The organism is Vicinamibacteria bacterium (assembly GCA_035570235.1).
GTDB lineage: Bacteria > Acidobacteriota > Vicinamibacteria > Fen-336 > Fen-336 > DATMML01.
Window position 1 is genome coordinate 22,434 of record DATMML010000019.1, and the last position, 18,018, is coordinate 40,451.

The window sequence follows — 18,018 nt, forward strand, 5'->3', positions numbered from 1 at the left end:
CGCTGGATGGTTCAGGGTGTCGCGGTGGGCGAGGGCCTGGGACCCTCCGCATCCTTGATCTTCCGCTCGAGGGCCGCCTTCTGCCCCGGCCACCGCAGGTCGCCCAAGGCCGGTCGGGCCAGAGCGCTCCTCCAGTAGTCCAGGGCCTCGTCTCGCCGCCCACGCCGGGAGAGGACGTCGCCCATGTGATCGAGGATGGTCGCGCCCTCGTAGGTGGTGAGGGCCTTTGCGATGGCCCGCTCCGCCTCCTCCAAGCGGCCCAGGCGGAACAGGGCCCATCCCTGGCTGTCCAGGTAGGCGGGCGAGTCCGGCCGCGTCGAGAGGGCCCTGTTGATGAGCGCGAGCCCTTCCTCCACGCGTACGCCGCGGTCCGCATAGAGGTAGCCGAGATGGTTCTGGAGCACGGAGGAGTCTCCATGGCTCTTCAGTCCCGCGCGTAGCACCCCCTCCGCCTCCTCGAAGCGATCACGCGCATCGAGAAAACCCGCGAGGGAGGCGTAAGCCTCGGGGGCGTCCGGGCGGGTCGCGACCGCATCGCGCAGCACGGCCTCCGCCTTGTCCCAGCCTTGGTGCCGCTCGAAAAACCGCGCCGCCTCGACGCTGACCCGGAGGTTCTTGGGATTGGCCTGCCGGGCGGCCAGGATCGCCCGCTCTGCATCCGGCAGCCGCTCGTCCTTCTCGTAGAACTCAAGGAGCGCCCGCAATGCGTCCGGGTCGCTGCGAGTCCAGCCGAGGACCGCGTCCTCCGTCCGGCGGGCGTCGTCGGGCCGGCCCAGCTTCACCAGGACGCGGGCCTGGAGGAGGGCATGGGCGGGGCTCGAGAGGGTGAGGTCCGCCGCCTTCTTTGCGAGATCGAGCGCCTCCGGCAGGTCCTTGCCCGAGTTCAGGTCCATCCAGGCCAGATGCGCCAGCGCGGGGGGCCAGGCCGGGTTGATCGCGATGGCCCGCCGGAGCTCCTGCCGATGACGCTCGACGACCGCTTCTCCCTCCTCGGCCTCGGACGTGGCGTGATAGTAAAGGGCCAGGTAGTTTTGCGGAGAGAGCTCGGCCGCGCGGGCGAAGCAGGCCGTCGCCTCCCTCGAGCGCCGCTGGTGCCTCCGGAGGTGGCCCATCGCCTCCGGGGCCAGGCCCAAGCTCGGATCCAGGCGCTGCGCCTCGTCCAGGAGCGCTTCCGCTTCACGGCTTCGGCCCGTGCGCATGAGGAAGTCCCCCTTGAGGGCCGCCGATTCTGCCTCCGACATGGTCCAGACCTTGAAGGTGGCGGGAAGCAGGATGGCCTGGGTCCTCAGAGACGGAAACCGGAGCTGGCTTACGTAGGAGTAGAGGGCCGACTCGAGCGCGCCCAGATCACCGAAGGCCTCGCGGGTTGCGGTCTGCTCGTCCTCGCCCGCCTGCAGCCGTTTCACGAAGTCACTGAGGACGAACTTCTTCTGCTGCCGCTGCTCGATCATCATGTAGTGGGTGAGCGCCCAGGCCTGGGCGTAGAAAATCGACGTACGACTTGCCTCGTTGAAGTAATACGACGTCTTGTCGACGTCCAGGAACTCGCGGAGCGGGAGCAGCTTGGTCGCCCGCAGGCGCTGGATGTGGGCGGGCAGCGGCAGACCAAAGCGGATCTCCTTGTCATCTATCCGCGCGCTGCCGTAGAACTCGGCCAAGCCCTCGTTGAGCCAGACGGGCAGGTGCCGGAAGTTGAGCCGGGTCAACAGGTGCACGTATTCGTGGTAGATCACGTGGTAGGGTTGCGTCTCACCCACGCCCACCGCTCCCGCCCCCAGTTGGAGCGCGATGTAGTGCTTGTCCTCCTGGCTCACGAAGATGCCCGCGGGGTGCGGTCCACCCTTCCGCTCCCACGCACCGGGGACCAGCTGCCTCATCCCCCCTTCGTCCCTGACGGCGAGGATCAGGATGGGCTCGCCGGGGTCCACCCGGGCCTGGAAAACGGTCTGGAACAACCCCCGGATCTGCTCGAACTGGTGCGCCACCTCCAGGCCCTGCTTCTGACTCCCGTCGGTGGCTACGATGAAGTGCGGGCTCCTCACGCCCAGCCAGGGTGGGGGGCCCGACCATACCGGCGCCGCGCTGGCTAGAAGGGTGGCGGCGGCTATGGCTGTCGTTCGCATGGAGGCCTCTCGGGCGCGGGGTACCCCCAGGGCACGAGCGCGGAGCCGTATGCTTTGTGGAACCGAGGTTCAGTTGAACATAGGCAGGCCGCCGCACCCTGTCAAGGCCGCGCCTGGCTCCGTCCAGAGCCCGATCAGGCGCCGCGTCCGGGCGCCGTATTGAGTCCCAGGTTGGCGAGCCGAGCCGGGTTAACGGGCACCGGCGGGAGCTCGGCCACGCCCATCGCCCGCTCGGCTTGACCCTAGTCCGCCCCCTCCAGTCTAATAGCGGACTACCTCGCCGCCCGCGCGGCGAGGATGAGGAAGGAGCCGATGAGCCAGAGACGGGCCTGCATCACCGCCCTCGGACTCTACGTCCCCGAGCGGGTCATGACCAACGCGGACTTCGAGAAGATCGTGGACACCTCCGACGAATGGATCCGCTCCCGCACCGGGATCCAGGAGCGGCACGTGGTGGAGCCGGGCACCCCCACCAGCCACCTCGCCCTCCGCGCCGCCCGCGACGCTCTGGCCCGGCGGGGCGTTGAGCCGGGCGAGGTGGACCTCATCATCGTGGCCACCGTCACCCCCGACATGATCTTTCCCGCCACCGCCTGTCTGATCCAGGACAAGCTCAAGGCCACCCACGCCTGGGGCTTCGACGTCTCCGGAGCCTGCTCGGGCTTCCTCTACGCCCTCACCATGGGCGCCCAGTTCATCGAGACGGGGGCCCACAAGAAGGTCCTCGTCATCGGGGCGGATGTGATGACCTCCATCCTGAACTACCAGGACCGGGCCACGTGCGTGCTCTTCGGGGACGGGGCGGGGGCGGTGCTCCTGGAGGCGGGCGAGGACGGGTCCGGAATCCTCGACTTCCAGCACGAGGTCGACGGTTCCGGGGGCTGCTTCCTCTACATGCCCGCGGGGGGGAGCGCCCATCCCGCTTCGCACGAGACAGTGGACAAGAAGATGCACACCGTCCACCAGGAGGGCCAGCAGGTCTACAAGTACGCGGTGCGGAAGTTCCCCGAGGCCAGCCGGCGGGTGCTGGAGCGGAATGGCCTCACCGTGGACCAGGTGGACCTCTTCGTGGCCCACCAGGCCAACGCCCGTATCATCGAAGCCGCCCGGGAGCGGCTGGGCCTGCCGGAGGCGAAAGTGGTGAGGAACATCCACAAGTACGGCAACACCACCGCCGCCACCATCCCCCTGGCCCTGGGCACCGCCCTCGACGAGCGGCGCCTGCACCAGGGCGACCTGGTCCTGCTGGCCGCGGTGGGGGCGGGCTTCACGGTGGGGTCGGTTCTGCTGCGCTGGTCGGGAGTGGACTGGCCCTAGACCTTCCCGCCGCATGCCCACGATACTGATCACGGGAGCAAACCGCGGGCTGGGCTTGGAGTTCGTCCGCCAGTACGCGGCCGAGGGCTGGGAGGTGCACGCCTGCTGCCGGAGTCCGCAGGGGGCGGACGAGTTGCGCGCGCTTGCGGCGACGAGGGCTCGCTTCCGCGTGCATGCCCTGGACGTGGCCGACTTCCCCCAGATCGACGCGCTGGCCCACGACCTTGCCGGGACCGCCCTCGACGTCCTCCTTAACAACGCCGGGATCTTCGGGCCCCGGCTCCGGGCCGGGGGAGATCGGGGCCAGTTCTTCGGGGCCGTCGACTTTGAGGCCTGGGCCCAGGTGATGCGCGTGAACACCATGGCCCCCTTGAAGATGGCGGAGGCCTTCGTCGAGCACGTGTCGGCGAGCGAGCAGCAAAAGATCATCACCCTTGGAAGCTCGATGGGCTCCATCGCGGAGACCAGCGGAGGCTTCTACGCCTACCGCTCCAGCAAGGCGGCCGTGAACATGGTCATGGCCTCCCTGGCCCGGGACCTCGCGGGCCGGGGCATCAAGGTGGCGGTCCTCTGTCCGGGGTGGGTGCGAACGGACATGGGCGGCCCCGATGCCCCCGTGAACAAGGAGGACAGCGTCCGGGGCTTGCGTCGCCTCATCGCCGGCCTGACCGCGCAGCGGTCGGGGACCTTCACCCACTACGACGGCAGCGCGGTCGCTTGGTAGGCCTACTCTTCGACGAACTCGTGCTCGGACAGGCGCACGGTGAGGACGGGGCAGGGGGCCTTGCGCAGCACCCGCTCGGCGGTGGACCCGAAGAGGGCCTGGTCGAGGAGACCCTTGCCATGGGTGCCGAGCACGATCATGTCCACCGTCTCCTCGCGCGCGATGCGCAGGATCTCGGCGGAGGGCTTGCCCTGGATCACGCGCTCCCGGACCTCCGCCATCTTGGAGCGGACCTCGGCCGCCAGCTTGCCGAGCTCGATCTTGGCGTAGCCGGAGATCTCTTCGAAGACCTCGGCCATGGGCACGGGAAAGAGGTCGCTCGCGTAGCCCACGGTCAGGTTCTCCACCACGTGAAGGAGGATGATCTCCGCTTTGTACTCGCGGGCGAAGGAGACGGCGTAGGTCAGGGCGTGGCGCGCGCTCTCCGAGAAGTCGGTGGGAACCAGGATCCGTTTGAGGTTGATCATCCTTGGGGGGACTCCAACAAACGAGATTCTAGACCTCCGGGTTCTGGCGGTCGAGCCTTTTTTCCCCGCCTCCGCACCCACCTTGACCTGGCGCGCCCGGGGACGGAATAATCCCCCTAAAGGGGCGCGGGGCATGGCGGAGACGGAGAAACCGGCGGGCGGGCTCCGCAACGTGGTGGTGAGCGAGAGCCGCATCTCGTCCATCGACGGCGAGCGCGGGATCCTGGCCTACCGGGGCATCGACATCCACGCGCTCGCCGAGAGCTCCACCTTCGAAGAGGTGGTGTTTCTCCTCCACCGGGGCGTCCTCCCCCGCCCGGCCGAGCTCAAGGCCTTCACGGAGGCATTGGCCGCGGAGCGGGAGGTGCCTCCGCCCGTGGTCCGGGTCCTGCGCGACCTGCCCGCGGGAACCCATCCCATGACCGCCCTCCGCACCCTGGTCTCCGCCTTGGGCGCCCTCGACCCTGCGGCCGAGGACGACGGCGTGGCCGCGAGCGAAGCCAAGGCCCGGCGCCTCACCGCCCAGATGAGCACCCTGGTGGCCCTCATCGACCGCGTCCGCCGGGGCTCGGACCCCGTGGCCCCCGACCCCGCCCTCCCCCACGCCAGCAACTTCCTTTACATGCTCACCGGCCAGCGGCCCACCGCGACCGCGGCCCGCGCCCTGGACGTGGCCCTCGTCCTGCATGCCGACCACGAGTTCAACGCCTCCACGTTTGCCGCCCGGGTGGCGGCCTCGACCCTGGCCGACATGCATGGCGCCATCACCGCCGCCCTCGCCACCCTCAAGGGCCCGCTCCACGGGGGAGCCAACGAAGCGGTCATGCACATGCTGGAGACGGTGGGGACCCCCGATCGGGCGGAGGCCTTCCTGGCCGAGGCCTTCGCGGCCAAGCGGAAGATCATGGGGTTCGGCCACGCGGTCTACCGCACCGAGGACCCGCGGGCCACCCACCTCCGTCCCCTCGCCCGCGCCCTGGGCGAGGAGGCGGGGGACGGCCGCTGGTACGCCCTCTCCGAGAGGATCGAAGCGATCGTGCGCGCCCGCAAGGGGCTCAACACCAACGTGGACTTCTACTCCGCCTCCGCCTACCGCTCCCTCGGCATCCCCACCGACCTCTTCACCCCCGTCTTCGCGGTCTCGCGCATCTCGGGCTGGACCGCCCACGTGCTCGAGCAGCTCTCCAACAACAAGCTGATCCGCCCGGAGAGCGCCTACACCGGCCCCCGCAACGTCCCCTACCTCCCCCTCGACCAGCGGGGGTAGGCGGGAGGGGCCCGCGTTGACGCCCTCCGCGGGACGACCTATTCTTGATCTTCTGCGCTCTCATCCGGTCTGGGCATGAAACGCGAACCAATGGTCTTTGCGGTGGGGGGAATGCTCTTCGGCTTCGTTCTGGGCTACATGGTGGCGAACCTGGGGAGCAGCCCTGGCGACCCCCGGCCGGTCGCTCCTTCCATGGCCGGAGCGGCGGACCGCTCCCGCCCCCCCGCGAGCCCCCCCGCTCTCGATCCCAACGAGCTCAAGGCCCTGGAGTCCCTGGCCGCGCGCGAGAAGGGCAACTCCCAGGTGCGGGTGGAGCTCGGCAACCTGCTCATGGACCACTCCCGCTTCGATGAAGCCGCGCGCTACTACCGGGAGGCCCTGGCCCTGAACCCGGACCAGCCGGACGTCCGCGTGGACCTGGGGGCTTGCCTCGTCAACGGGGGCAAGCCAGCCGAGGGGCTCATGGAGTTCGAGAAGGCCCTCCAGAAGGACCCCGGCCACAAGAAAGCCCTCTTCAACAAGGGCATCGCCCTCATGGAGACGGGCCGGCCCCAGGAGGCGGTGGCCGTCTGGGAGAGCCTCTTGAAGCGCTTCCCCGACGACCCCCAGCTCCAGGGTCTGCGCAAGCAGATCGACCAGGTCCGGGCCGCCCGGAGGTCCTCTTGATCCGACTCTTGGCCATTCTGTTCCGCTTCCTGATGGCCCTTCTCTTGGTGCGGCTGGGCATGCGGGCGCTCTCCTCCTGGCTCGGTCCCCGGGGGGCCGCTCCCGGGCCCGGGAAACCCCCGCCCCCCGAGGATCTGGTGCGGGACCGGATCTGCAACACCTTCCTGCCCCGGAGCCGCGCGCTGCGGGCGGTGGTGGGCGGGCACGAGGAGTATTTCTGCTCGGCCGCCTGCCGCGACCGGGCCCTCCTCGCCGTCTCCCAAGCCTCGTGAGCGAGGGGGCGCGCATCCGGGCCGAGATCGTGGAGGTGGGGCGCCGGCTCTATGCGCGGGGGCTGATCTCGGGCAACGAGGGGAACATCTCCGTCCGCGAGGGGGACCATCTCTTCATCACCCCCGCCGGCGCCTGCAAGGGCTTCCTCACCCCCGAGGCCATCGTGCGGACCGACCTCGAGGGGCGGGCCGAGGGCAGAGGCCGCGCCTCCACCGAGGTCCTGATGCACACCGCCATCTACCGGCGCCGGGCCGACGCGGGAGCGGTGGTCCACGCCCACCCCCCGACCGCCACCGGCTTTGCGGTGGCGGGGATCCCCCTGGACCGCCCCCTGATCGCGGAGGCGGTCGTGACCCTGGGTCCGGTGCGGGTGATCCCCTACGCCACCCCCTCCACCCCGGAGCTGGCCGACAACGTGGGCCGGGCGGCCTGCGAGGGCCACGGCTTGCTCCTCGCCAACCACGGGGCGCTCACGGTGGGGGAGCACGTGTTCCGGGCCTGGGAGCGGATGGAGACCCTGGAGCAGCTGGCGCGGGTGGCCCTGGTGGCGCGCACCCTAGGCCAAGACAACCTGCTCCCCCCCGCCGACGTGGAGCGGCTGCGGGACCTTCGGGTGGCGGCCGGCTACCCGCCGCCCTCCTGCGTGGACTGCCCGTCCTGCGGCCACCCCGTGCCGGTGGGCACCGGCGAGAGCGTGGTCCTGTCGCGGGAGGCCCTGGTGCGGCTGGTGGCGGAGGCGGTGGAACGGTTCGCGGGCGCTTGACTTTTGAGGTGGGGCGCGGGAAAGCTTAGGCCGTCCGAGGGGAGGCAGCATGGGTGAAGCGCTGGGGATGATCGAGACGCGGGGCTTGGTGGCCATGATCGAGGCCGCCGACGCCATGGTGAAAGCGGCCAAGGTCACCCTCGTGGGCTACGAGAAGATCGGATCGGGATACGTCACCGCCCTCGTCCGCGGGGACGTGGCCGCGGTGAAGGCCGCCACCGACGCGGGGGCGGCGGCCGCCCGGCGGGTGGGCGAGCTCGTCTCCGTGCACGTGATCCCCCGGCCCCACACCAACCTGGAAGACGTCCTCCCCATCGGCAAGGCCGCCAAGTAAGCCCGGAGGCCCGGCATGATTCTGGCCCGGGTCGTCGGCACCGTCGTCGCCACGAGGAAGGACGAGCGCCTCTTGGGGGCGAAGCTTCTGGTGGTGCGTGCCCAAGACCCGCACGGCAAGGACGAAGCATCGTACCTGGTGGCGGTGGACACCGTGGACGCGGGCTTTAGGGACCGGGTCCTGATCGTGACTGGCTCCTCCGCCCGCATGGCCTCCGGCCTCAAGGACTGCCCCGTGGACGCCGCCATCGTGGGGGTGGTGGACGCGGTCGAGGTCAAGGAGTAGCGCGCGCATGTTCCTGGCCCGGGTTGTGGGCACGGTGGTGGCCAGCCGCAAAGACGAGGGCCTCCTCGGCACCAAACTGCTCGTGATCCAGCCCCTGCGCCCCGACCGCGCGGTCGCGGGCCCGCCCCTGGTGGCGGTGGACTCCGTGGGGGCGGGGGTCAGCGAGGAGGTCTTCTACGTGCGCGGCCGCGAGGCCTCCTTCCCCTTCCTGCCCGCGGAGGTCCCCACCGACGCCGCCATCATCGGCATCGTGGACCATTGGAACGTGGGCTGACATGCTCATCGCCCGGGTGTTGGGGAACGTGGTCTCGACCCAGAAGAACGGCAAGCTCGAGGGCTCCAAGCTGCTGCTCGTGCAGCCGCTCGACCTCGAAGGCCAGCCCCGCGGGACCCCCGTGCTGGCCATCGATGGGGTGGACGCCGGCCCCGGGGATCGTGTTCTCCTCGTGCAGGAGGGCCGGGCGGCGCAGCTCGTGCTCGGCCAGGGCACCGCCCCGGTGGACGCGGCCGTGGTCGGGGTCGTGGACACGGTGGAGCACCTGGACTAGGCCATGGACGACGAACGCATCCGACAACTCGCGGAGGAGGTGCTCCTCGACGTCCGGGGCGCGGTGCCCGGGCCGGGAGATGCCCCCAGCCTGGAGGCCCGGGTGGCGGCCTTGGAGGCGGCGGTGCGCGAGGGGGGAGCCGGCCGCGCGGCCGTGGTCGTGGCCCTGGTTCACCCCAGCCACTCCCTCCTCGGCGTCTCCGCCGGTGGGGACCGGTGCGTGATGGAGCCGGACAAACCCTGCGTGCAGAGCGGCATGTGCCGGACCCTCGGCCACTAGAGAAGCTCCCCCGCACCATCCTCCACGTCGACATGGACGCGTTCTATGCCGCGGTGGAGCAGCGGGACCGCCCCGAGCTGCGGGGGTTGCCCGTCATCGTGGGGGCCGACCCCATGGGAGGTCGGGGTCGCGGGGTCGTGTCCACCGCCTCCTACGAGGCGCGGCCCTTCGGGGTCGCGAGCGCCATGCCCATCTCCCAGGCCTACCGTCTCTGCCCCCGGGGCGTCTACCTTCCCGTAGACATGGAGAAGTACGCGCGCGTTTCCACAGAGATCATGGAGGTCCTCCGCCGATTCACGGATTGCGTGGAGCCGATCTCCATCGACGAGGCCTTCCTGGATGTGAGCCAGAGCCGGCGCGCCCTGGGCCCGGGGGAGGAGATCGCGCGCAAGCTCAAGGACGCGGTGCGACGGGAGACGGAGCTGACCGCGTCGGTGGGGGTGGCCTCCTCCAAGCTCGTGGCCAAGATCGCCTCCGACATGAGAAAGCCGGACGGCCTGGTGGTCGTGCCCCCCGCCCGAGAGGCGGAGTTCCTGGCCCCCCTCCCCGTCCGCAAGCTCTGGGGGGTTGGCCCCAAGATGGAGGAGCAGCTGCAGAAGGTGGGTATCGTCACCATCGGGGACCTTGCCGCCGCCGAAGCCCGCCTCTTGCAGCGGCGCCTGGGCACGCACGGCCACGACCTGCGCCTGCTGGCCCGGGGGATTGACGACCGCCCGGTGGTGGCTGACCCGGGCGAGGCCAAGAGTCTCGGCCAGGAGCACACCTTCGCCACCGACACCGCCGACCGTGAGGTCCTGCGGCGGACCCTCCTGGACCTGGCCGACGGCGTGGCCCGGCGGCTGCGGGGCCAGGGACTCCGCGGACGGACCCTCACCCTCAAGTACCGAGATGAGACCTTCCGGACCCTGACCCGGGCGGAAACGCTGGCCGAACCGACTGATTCGGGAAACGAGCTCTTCCGGGTGATCCGCCGGCTCTTCGATGGTGTCCACGGCTCCCGCAAGGTGCGCCTGCTCGGAGTCTACGCCTCCGGGTTCGGGGGCACCGCCTCCCAGCTCGACCTCTTCGCGCCGCCCGTTCTCCCCTCCGCCGCCGACCAGATCCGCGACCGCGTGGCCAACCGCTTCGGGGAGGGGACCCTCACCCGGGCCAGCCTGCTCCGCCCGAGCCCGCCCCTGCCCAAGCCGCCCCGCGGGCGCTGATCAGGCGAGATTAGAGAGCAGTGCCGCGGACGCTCGTCCCCACCCCTACGCCAGAATCAGGCGGTCACCGCGGTTCCATCGAACCTTGTGATCCTGAAGCCTGAGAACGTCTCGCCGTAGACCTCCTTTTGATCCCGGAGGATGCTCAGGGCGATGGCTTCTCCGAGTTTCAGACCATCAGAGTAGTCGGTTCGCCAGTGAACGCCCGCATGGTTGCGGGCAACTCCGACATTGGAGGCGAGTTTGTTGATTTCGCCGGTGACGTTGATCTGGTTCGCATCCGAACCCGCGTACGGAACCAGAGAGAGGCCGTCCTCGCTGGCCATCTGGATGGTGCCGCCGGTCAGGGTGTTGAATTGGACGTCCCCGTCTATTGCCACTTTCAGAATGGTTGCGCAGGCACCCGCGACAGAGCCATGGCCCTGTGCGTAGGAGGGATGCTGCGGGCATCCTTCCGGATAAGCCTGGGCAAGAAAGTACGTGCCGTACTGCGCGAGGGTCCGGGCAAGCGCGTTCGATTTGAGCACGTCGGTGTGTAGTGGATAGCTGGCCTGGCCGGTCTTATGGACGTGCACGAGCCCACCGTAGTCTTCCGGCCTTAGAGTGCGGTGCACAAACCACTTCGCGTACCACACCGCCTTGAGCGCGCGGTTTGCGGCTTCGGCCAGCAGGGTCAAGAAATGGGGCCCGCCAAAGGTCGCAAAGGACGACTGCTTCGAAAGGCCCGAGTAGGGATTGCCCAGGTTCGCGGGCGCCCCGTGGGTGAAGAGCCAAATTCCGGCGTTGTAGAACGCCTCGAAAACCTGGTCGGCGTGAACATACGCACTCAGATCACGCCCGTTCCGAATGTACCGGAGATCGGGATCGTTCTGGTTTTTGGCGAATGGTCCCTGGCCGTTGCGTGCCGCTAGCCACGCCGCCTGGGTAGTTAAGTAGTCTATTCCCGGAAGATAAGTCGTGATCTGCCCCCTGATGGGGATTTGCCCATAGTTAAAGGGCTTCAGGAGGAATTGTGAGACATAGGGCCCAATCACGTCGTCCCCAGTAAAACCCCGGAAAAGCGACTGCGCGGTGACGTCGCCGCCAGATCTCGGCCCCGCGAAGGCAGCAAGAGAGGACAGCTCGGCAGAGGCTGCCTGCGCCGTTGGATCACTGCCGTAATCGGTGAAATTCACGTCCCGACACAGGGCCATCCAGTAGAGTTCCACCATATCGTCGGCACGGGTCTGGCTGGCGACGGCGGGCGGGGGTCCGATGGCTAGTTGGTGGGAGTCCGTCCCTTCCAAGTCGAAGGCCAGGCCGGCCATAGGATTTACAAGCTTGACGTTTCCACCGAGGGGAACCTTCTCAAAGGCAGCCGCCGTACCATCGCCCGCCGCATCGAGGAGCTGCTCATAGGATTCCCGGTCTACTTCGCCGATCGAGTTGTGGGGCAATCCCTTGGAAAAATTCCCTAGGAAGTTGCGATAGCGCTTTTCATCTCCGTTTGGAACCTGGGGGGGAATCGGAAGTTCCCGTTCTTCCTCTGCGGCGCGCTCCCGAACCTCAAAGGATTCTCGGGCGCGCTCGTCCCCCCCCCGCGTCCTTTCTTGGGCGCCGACTGGTCTCGTTAAGGGGCCCAGTTCTACTGCGCTCGCGGCAAGAGTGGCCGCGGCCGCTCCCCGGATCTGGCCCAGAAACGCACGCCGGCTGGAGCCCGCGCAAGACTCAGCGGTGGAGACTTGGCCTTGATTCTTCGCGGCCCCGTTTCCGATTCTGAGATTGCTTGTCTTGTCCATGGAAGACGACTCCTTGAAAAGTGGAGGACCATCCCGCCGAGAGTGATTCATCGAGCCCTATCTGCGAGTGGGGTGGCCCCGCCAGCAACTCTCGACGACCTCGTTTCGCGCAGGAGTGTGACCGCATCGCCCGCCCCCGTCGGTGGCGTGCGTCACGTTCGGGTCCGAGAAGAGTCCGATGAGCCGCCCGGCAGGCTACCTTGAGGCCGGCCCGGCGCGGACCCGCCCCTCGTTTCCGCACCGGCCGACCGCCCGTATCGTGGGGAGCTCCAGCGAGTGATACCCTTGGCGCGCTCCATGAGGTGGCTGGCGCTACGACCCGGGCGTCCCCCGGTCGCTCGTCCCCTGTCCGGAGACGACCCTCCTGGAGCTCTTGGCGGAGACCGCCCTTCGGCGGCCCGACCACCCGTTCGTCGTTCTCAAGAGCGCTCGGCTGGGGCGGGCACGCTGGAGGGCCTCTCCGACGCCTTCGCGACCGCCCTTCTTAGCCTCGGGGTTCGCAAGGGCGATCGGGTGGCGGTCACCCCTTCAAAGCTTCCTCCCGGGGGGGTCGAGTTCCGGAAGGACCTCCAAGGCGATGGTGGGAAAGGTGCTGAGGTGCTCCTCCAGGAGGAGCGCGCGGGCCATTGACGGGAGGGGGTTGCCGGGCCCGGGCAAGGGCAACGATATACTGCTGACCCGTAGAAAGGAGCCTTGGTCTTGAAGCTCAAGAAATGGACCCACCCCGGGGGGGTGGCCCTGGCCCTGAGCGGCCTCGCCGCCCTCGCCCAGGCGCAGAACCCCAAAGCCGACCTCGTCCTCAAGAACGGCACCGTATACACCCTGGATGCGCAGAGGCCCAAGGCCCGGGCGGTGGCGATCGCCGGCAACCTCATTCGCGCCGTGGGCACGGACAAGGAGGTGGCGGCTCTGGTGGGCCCCACTACCCGGGTCATCGACCTCAAGGGCCAGACCGTGATCCCCGGCTTCAGCGACAGCCACGTCCACCTTCTCTCCGTCGGGGCCGCGCGCCTAGGCGTGGACCTCCAGGGGACCCGGAACTATCGGGAGGTCGTGGAGAGCGTAGCCGGGGCCGTGAAGGGCAAGAAGGCGGGGGACTGGATCCGCGGCCGGGGCTGGAACGAGGGCAAATGGACGGAGCCCAGCGTCCCCACCGTTCGCGGCTTTCCCACCCAAGACGCGCTCTCCGCCATCTCTCCCGACAACCCGGTCGTGCTCACGCGCGTCGACGGCCACGCAATGCTCGTGAACCGGAGAGTCCTGGAGCTGATGGGGATCACGCGGGAGACCCCCGCCCCGAAAGGGGGGGAGATCATCAAGGACGAGGCCGGCCGGCCCACTGGCATCTTGGTGGACCGGGCGCAGGAGCTGGTGCACATCCCCAAGCCCCCGCCGGAGGAGATGCGACGGGCCCTGCAGATTGCCCTCGAGGACTGCGTGAGGAAGGGGATCACCAGCCTGGCCGATGCCGGCGTGGACCTGGACACGGTAGCCCTCTACAAGGAAGCCGTGCAGCAGGGCAAGCTGCCCGTGCGCATCTACGTGATGTTGTCCGGCCTCGAGACCCTGCGCCGCGTCACGAAGCCCGAGATCAACTTGGGAGAGGGGCTGCTCACGATCCGGGCCGTCAAGCTCTACGCGGATGGGGCCATGGGCTCGCGCGGGGCAGCCCTCCTCGCCCCCTACAACGACGACCCCGGGAACTCCGGGTTCTTCACGACCCCCCCAGAGACCATCCTGGAGGCCTCGCGTTACGCCCTGGCCCACGGCTTCCAGGTCTGCACCCACGCCATCGGAGACCGAGCCAACCGGATGGTCCTCGACGTCTACGAGAAGGCCCTCAAAGAATTCCCCCAGGTCAAGGATCCGCGCTTCCGCGTCGAGCATGCGGAGATCCTGGACGCGGCCGAGGTCCCGCGCTTTGGTCGTCTGGGCGTGATCGCCTCCGTCCAGGGAATTTTCTGCCCGTCGGACGGGCCCTGGGCGGAGAGCCGCCTGGGCCGCGCCCGGGTCCAGGACGAGCTCTACGTCTGGCGGAAGCTCCTCAAGGCGGGGGCCCGCCTCATCAACGGCACCGACGCCCCCGTGGAGGACCTGAGCGCGATCCAGAACTTCCACGCCTCCGTCACCCGCCAGGACGCGACCGGGAACCCGCCCGGGGGGTTCAACCCGGAACAGCGCATGACCCGCGAGGAGGCGCTCCGCTCCTACACCCTGGACGCGGCCTACGGCGCCTTTGCGGAGGAGACGCGGGGCTCCATCCAGCCCGGGAAGCTCGCCGACCTCGTGGTGCTGTCGAAGGACATCATGACCGTCCCCGACGGGGAGATCATGAAGACCGAGGTCATCTATACGATCGTGGACGGGAAAATACGTCTCGAGAAGACCACCCCCGCCCGTTGAGGGCTAGCGGGCTCGCGGCCGACTCACGAGGTTGGCCAGGATCCGGTAGGCCCCGGGCGTCCCCGCCGTGAGCTGCCGGAAGAGGCCGAGGCCCACGTAGGTCCAGGTCCCCCGGCCGACCCTCGCCTCCACCAGGATGCCCTTCTTCTCCCCCGGGTTCAGAGGGAAGGGATCGGTGGCGGCCAGGAGCTCGAGGTAGCGGGGATCGCGGGCCTCCAGGAACTGGATGCCGCGCTCCTGCACCCAGCCCTCCCAGTCCCGCGCCCCGATGCGGTTGGGAGTGGTGAGGAGCCAGTGCTCGGGGACCAGGACCTTCATCGGTGCCGTCTCGTCCGTGATCCGATTGGACGTGACGTGGGCGGGATAGGGCACGTAGGGGCTGTCCGCCACCGGCTGGCCCGCGGCCGGGGGCCGCGCGCCGGGAAGGGAGTTGAAGGAAGCGCGGTTGTACTGCACGACCAGGTGCCCTCCCCCCTCCACATAGGCCATCAGCCGATGGTTGTAGGCCTTGAGGTCCTCGCGCACCTCGTAGGCCCGGATGCCGGCCACGATCGTGGTGTAGGTCGAGAGGTCGGCATAGGCCAGGTCGTCGGGGCCGAGGAGGCTCACGGGCACGCCGAGCTGGCGCAGGGCGTCGGGCCCGGCATCGCCAGGGCCCAGCACGTACCCCACGCTCGCGCCGGGCAGGGTGCGGACGTCGAGGCCCAGGACCCGGGCGGCCGCGGGACGCACGAGGTGCCGCTCCTGGATGTGGTCGTAGGCCACGACCTGGATGCCCTCCCGGAACTCCTGCCCCCCCCGGACGGCCACCGCCTTGAGCGCGACCTCGCCCTCTTTGAGGCCGGGGGGGGGACTCACGAAGAAGCGGGCCGCGATCTCCTCGCCCTCGTAGCGGAAGTCGAGCGGGGCCTCGGGAGGCTGGATCGCGAATCCCGCAGGGCCCTCCAGCCGCACCTTGACCGCGGCTGCTCCCTTGTCGTTGTTCCGCACGGAGACGCGGAACTCGCGGCGGGGCGTGGTCCCCACGGGAAGGATCGCGATCTCGGGGGAGAGCCGCACGGAGAGCGCGGGCACGACCTCGAGCACGTGCTGCTTCTCGCCTCCCACGAACGGCCCCTCGTAGCGCCACAGGGCGGCCGTCTCCAGGCGGCCAGAGACGCCGGCGACCCCGTAGCGGAGCGAGGCCGTGACGTCGGGAGGGCTCCAGGGCTGCGTCTCGTCCGCGGGAACGTCCAGATCCAGCCGGTCCCCTTGCGGCCGGCGATGCCAATAGGGCTGGGAGTAGCGTGCTCTCTCCCCCACCGTGACCGCGAAGGCCAGGCGGAGGCCCTCTCTTCCCGGCAAGACCGGCGGCGGATCCCCGGACGTGCGCCGGACCGTCCATCCCGCGGGCGCGCGAAGCTCGATCCCGGCGACGCTCACCGGCCTCGCTCCCTGGTTGAAGAGGGAGACGCTCACCCCGACGGTCTGGCCGGGCACGACCTCCCCGTCGTCCACCCGGGCCTCGAAAACGAGACCCTGAGCCAAGGCCAGGGCGGCGAGCAGGCCCTTCTCTTCCTGACCCAGGCGGTCCGTGAGCTCGAAGCGCGCTGCCTCCGGGAGCTCCTTCGTCGCGTCCTCTAGACCGTGCAGCGTCCTCAAGGCCTCGGCCAGGGGCGCCGCCGTGTTCTCCGGGGAGCGGACATCGAAAACCGACTGCGCGGCCACGATCTTCGCCTGGAGTGTGTCGAGGGCAGGAGCGAAGAGCGCCGCCTTCCCTTCCGTGCCGGGCAGGAACCGGAGCAGGCTCTTGAGGGAGATGTCGATGCCGTCGAGCACGTCGCTCTCCGGGCCCGGGACCCGGGGCTCGCTGTCCACGAGGTAGTAGACGCCTTCTGCGGGCCCGGGGTCGGCCTTGATCTGGGAGGCGCCCTGGCAGCGGTGGCTGGCGCGGGCGAGGCTCCCGAACTCTTGCCAGGACATGCCGAGCAGGGGGTCGTAGTTGCCGGTGGAAACGCGCACCGGCGTGCCCCCGATCTTCTCCGGGAAGCCCCCGGTCCCTCCCTGGTAGATCTTGCGGGCCTGCCAGGCGTGGAGCCCCGCCCGAATCTGCTCGGGGAAACGGGCCGGGTCCGCGGCGGCCCGGAAGGCGTCCCGGGCCAAGCGGGCCGAGGCCTGGTGGTGCAGGCCTCCGCCTCCCGCCTCCAGGGGGAGGGTGAGGATCACATCCGGACGGAACACCCGCACGACCCGCACCACGTCCCCCAGGGTCTCCTCCCGCCCCCACTTCTCGAACGTCTCCTCCACGCTGAAGGAGTAGCCGAACTCGTAGGCCCTCGAGAAGTACTGCTCCACCGCGTCGTAGCGGTGCAGGGCCAGGAGCTCCTCCGTGCGCAGCACGCCCAGGGCCTCGAAGAGCTCGGGGCCAATGGCGTTCTGGCCGCCCTCGCCGCGCGTCAAGGTCAAGAGCCCGGTGCGGAGGCCGAGGCCGCGGGAGAGCCGGACCAGCACTCCGTTGTGCTCGTCGTCGGGGTGGGCCGTTATGTACAGCACGCGGCCGGTGACGGGCAGCCGCCGGAGGGCGAGGCCGAGGCCATTGCCGCCCCGGTCCGGGGGGAGGGGGACGAGCTGGGCCCGTGCAGGGGCCGCCACGGTCTCGAGGAAGACCAAGAGGAGGGCGACGCGATAGAGGGTGCGGCGGAGAGCGGTCATGACGGCTCCTTTCTCTGCGAATTCTAACCGGGGGCGGTTGTGGTAGCCTCCGCACGTGCCCGCACCCAAAGACGGCGAGCCGCCCAAGGCCGTGGCCGGCCTTCTGGCCCGGGTGGAGGAGGATGGGGGTCACGTGCTGGCCGTCTATCGCGAACCCCTGGGGGGACACTGGCAGGCCTTCTGCGCCCTCCCCCTGGAGAAAGTGGTGGCCACTCCGTATCAGCGGGACCTCTCCCCCACCCATGCGAAGCGGCTCCAGGAGATGGTGCGGAAGGTGGGCCGCTTCATCGACCCGATCGTGGTCGTCTCCCCGCAACCCGGGGTCTACTGGACGCCCAACGGCCACCACCGCCGCACCGTCCTCGAGAAGCTGAAGGCGGAGTGGGTGCCCGCTATCCTCATCCCGGAGGCCGAGGTGGCGTATCAAATCTTGGCCCTGAACACGGAGAAGGCCCACAACCTGAAGGAGAAGTCGCTCGAGGTCATCCGCATGTACCGGGGGCTCGCCAAGGAGGACCCGAGGAGCGGAGAGGACGACTACGCCTTCCAGTTCGAGGCCCCCCACCTCATCACCCTCGGCCTCCTCTATGAGGAGAACCGCCGCTTCGCGGGGGGGGCCTTCGCCCCCATCCTCAAGCGGGTGGACAAGTTCCTGAAGGGGAAGCTCGTGGAGACCCTCGAGACGCGGGTCGAGCGGGCGGACAAGGTCCGGGCCGTGGACGAGGCCCTGGCCAAGGTCGTGGCGGCCCTGAAGAAGCGGGGGATCAAGCATCCTTTCGTCAAGAACTACGTGCTCGCCCGCACCACACCCCTGACGCGGCAGCGCAAGACGCTGCCCTCCTTCGACCAGACCTTCACCAAGCTGCTCTCCGCCCTCGAGGCCTTCGACACGACCAAG

18 protein-coding genes are annotated in these 18,018 nt (G+C 69.3%); 14 read left to right on the plus strand and 4 right to left on the minus strand.

Annotated elements, in window-relative coordinates; translation table 11 throughout:
- Nucleotides 1–11: 11 nt before the first annotated feature.
- The gene (locus tag VN461_03570; protein ID HXB53836.1) at nucleotides 12–2,123 is read right to left on the minus strand and encodes a tetratricopeptide repeat protein; all 2,112 of its coding nucleotides are present in this window, start codon (nucleotides 2,121–2,123) and stop codon (nucleotides 12–14) included.
- 312 nt (nucleotides 2,124–2,435) lie between these two features.
- Here VN461_03570 and VN461_03575 point away from each other — a divergent pair, with 312 nt between their 5' ends.
- Together VN461_03575 and VN461_03580 are read left to right on the plus strand one after the other, a co-directional pair.
- Nucleotides 2,436–3,440: a beta-ketoacyl-ACP synthase III gene (locus tag VN461_03575; protein ID HXB53837.1), complete on the plus strand. Its 1,005-nt coding sequence runs from the start codon at nucleotides 2,436–2,438 to the stop codon at nucleotides 3,438–3,440.
- 13 nt (nucleotides 3,441–3,453) lie between these two features.
- Entirely contained in the window at nucleotides 3,454–4,164 is a 711-nt protein-coding gene (locus tag VN461_03580; GenBank protein HXB53838.1) for an SDR family oxidoreductase, read from the plus strand.
- A gap of 2 nt (nucleotides 4,165–4,166) precedes the next feature.
- Here the strand turns inward: VN461_03580 and VN461_03585 are convergent, their stop codons facing one another.
- On the minus strand, nucleotides 4,167–4,631 hold the full coding sequence (locus tag VN461_03585; protein ID HXB53839.1) for a universal stress protein: 465 nt from the start codon (nucleotides 4,629–4,631) through the stop codon (nucleotides 4,167–4,169).
- A 133-nt stretch (nucleotides 4,632–4,764) separates the two neighbouring features.
- Here VN461_03585 and VN461_03590 point away from each other — a divergent pair, with 133 nt between their 5' ends.
- The 10 genes from VN461_03590 to VN461_03635 all read left to right on the plus strand — a co-directional run bounded on the left by VN461_03590 (nucleotide 4,765) and on the right by VN461_03635 (nucleotide 10,248).
- Complete coding sequence (locus tag VN461_03590) at nucleotides 4,765–5,898, plus strand: citrate/2-methylcitrate synthase (protein ID HXB53840.1); 1,134 nt, start codon at nucleotides 4,765–4,767, stop codon at nucleotides 5,896–5,898.
- Between the two features lie 75 nt (nucleotides 5,899–5,973).
- Entirely contained in the window at nucleotides 5,974–6,564 is a 591-nt protein-coding gene (locus VN461_03595; GenBank protein HXB53841.1) for a tetratricopeptide repeat protein, read from the plus strand.
- A complete protein-coding gene (locus tag VN461_03600) occupies nucleotides 6,561–6,836 on the plus strand; it encodes a hypothetical protein (protein ID HXB53842.1) in 276 nt (91 codons plus the stop codon). Before VN461_03595 ends, VN461_03600 begins: the two co-directional genes overlap by 4 nt.
- Nucleotides 6,833–7,600, plus strand: coding sequence for a class II aldolase/adducin family protein (locus tag VN461_03605; GenBank protein HXB53843.1), 768 nt, complete (start codon nucleotides 6,833–6,835; stop codon nucleotides 7,598–7,600). The genes VN461_03600 and VN461_03605 overlap by 4 nt, the downstream gene beginning before the upstream one ends.
- Nucleotides 7,601–7,649: 49 nt before the next feature.
- Nucleotides 7,650–7,934 (plus strand): ethanolamine utilization microcompartment protein EutM, encoded by a 285-nt coding sequence (gene eutM / locus VN461_03610; protein ID HXB53844.1) that lies wholly within the window; start codon nucleotides 7,650–7,652, stop codon nucleotides 7,932–7,934.
- Nucleotides 7,935–7,949: 15 nt separating this feature from the next.
- The gene (locus tag VN461_03615; GenBank protein HXB53845.1) at nucleotides 7,950–8,219 is read left to right on the plus strand and encodes a EutN/CcmL family microcompartment protein; all 270 of its coding nucleotides are present in this window, start codon (nucleotides 7,950–7,952) and stop codon (nucleotides 8,217–8,219) included.
- A gap of 7 nt (nucleotides 8,220–8,226) precedes the next feature.
- Complete coding sequence (locus tag VN461_03620; GenBank protein ID HXB53846.1) at nucleotides 8,227–8,493, plus strand: EutN/CcmL family microcompartment protein; 267 nt, start codon at nucleotides 8,227–8,229, stop codon at nucleotides 8,491–8,493.
- A gap of 1 nt (nucleotide 8,494) precedes the next feature.
- A complete protein-coding gene (locus VN461_03625) occupies nucleotides 8,495–8,767 on the plus strand; it encodes a EutN/CcmL family microcompartment protein (protein ID HXB53847.1) in 273 nt (90 codons plus the stop codon).
- 3 nt (nucleotides 8,768–8,770) lie between these two features.
- The gene (locus VN461_03630; protein HXB53848.1) at nucleotides 8,771–9,046 is read left to right on the plus strand and encodes a hypothetical protein; all 276 of its coding nucleotides are present in this window, start codon (nucleotides 8,771–8,773) and stop codon (nucleotides 9,044–9,046) included.
- The gene (locus VN461_03635) at nucleotides 9,025–10,248 is read left to right on the plus strand and encodes a DNA polymerase IV (protein HXB53849.1); all 1,224 of its coding nucleotides are present in this window, start codon (nucleotides 9,025–9,027) and stop codon (nucleotides 10,246–10,248) included. Before VN461_03630 ends, VN461_03635 begins: the two co-directional genes overlap by 22 nt.
- Nucleotides 10,249–10,304: 56 nt before the next feature.
- Here VN461_03635 and VN461_03640 read toward each other — a convergent pair whose 3' ends face one another.
- Entirely contained in the window at nucleotides 10,305–12,026 is a 1,722-nt protein-coding gene (locus VN461_03640) for a vanadium-dependent haloperoxidase (GenBank protein ID HXB53850.1), read from the minus strand.
- Nucleotides 12,027–12,725: 699 nt separating this feature from the next.
- Between VN461_03640 and VN461_03645 the strand changes: the two genes are divergently transcribed.
- The gene (locus VN461_03645; protein HXB53851.1) at nucleotides 12,726–14,429 is read left to right on the plus strand and encodes an amidohydrolase; all 1,704 of its coding nucleotides are present in this window, start codon (nucleotides 12,726–12,728) and stop codon (nucleotides 14,427–14,429) included.
- Nucleotides 14,430–14,432: 3 nt separating this feature from the next.
- On the opposite strand, the gene VN461_03650 is transcribed toward VN461_03645, so the two are convergent.
- Nucleotides 14,433–17,120: a PIG-L family deacetylase gene (locus tag VN461_03650; GenBank protein HXB53852.1), complete on the minus strand. Its 2,688-nt coding sequence runs from the start codon at nucleotides 17,118–17,120 to the stop codon at nucleotides 14,433–14,435.
- A gap of 55 nt (nucleotides 17,121–17,175) precedes the next feature.
- On the opposite strand from VN461_03650, the gene VN461_03655 reads away from it, so the two are divergent.
- Nucleotides 17,176–18,018, plus strand: an 843-nt coding sequence (locus VN461_03655) for a chromosome partitioning protein ParB (GenBank protein ID HXB53853.1), incomplete at its 3' end; no start/stop codon positions are given.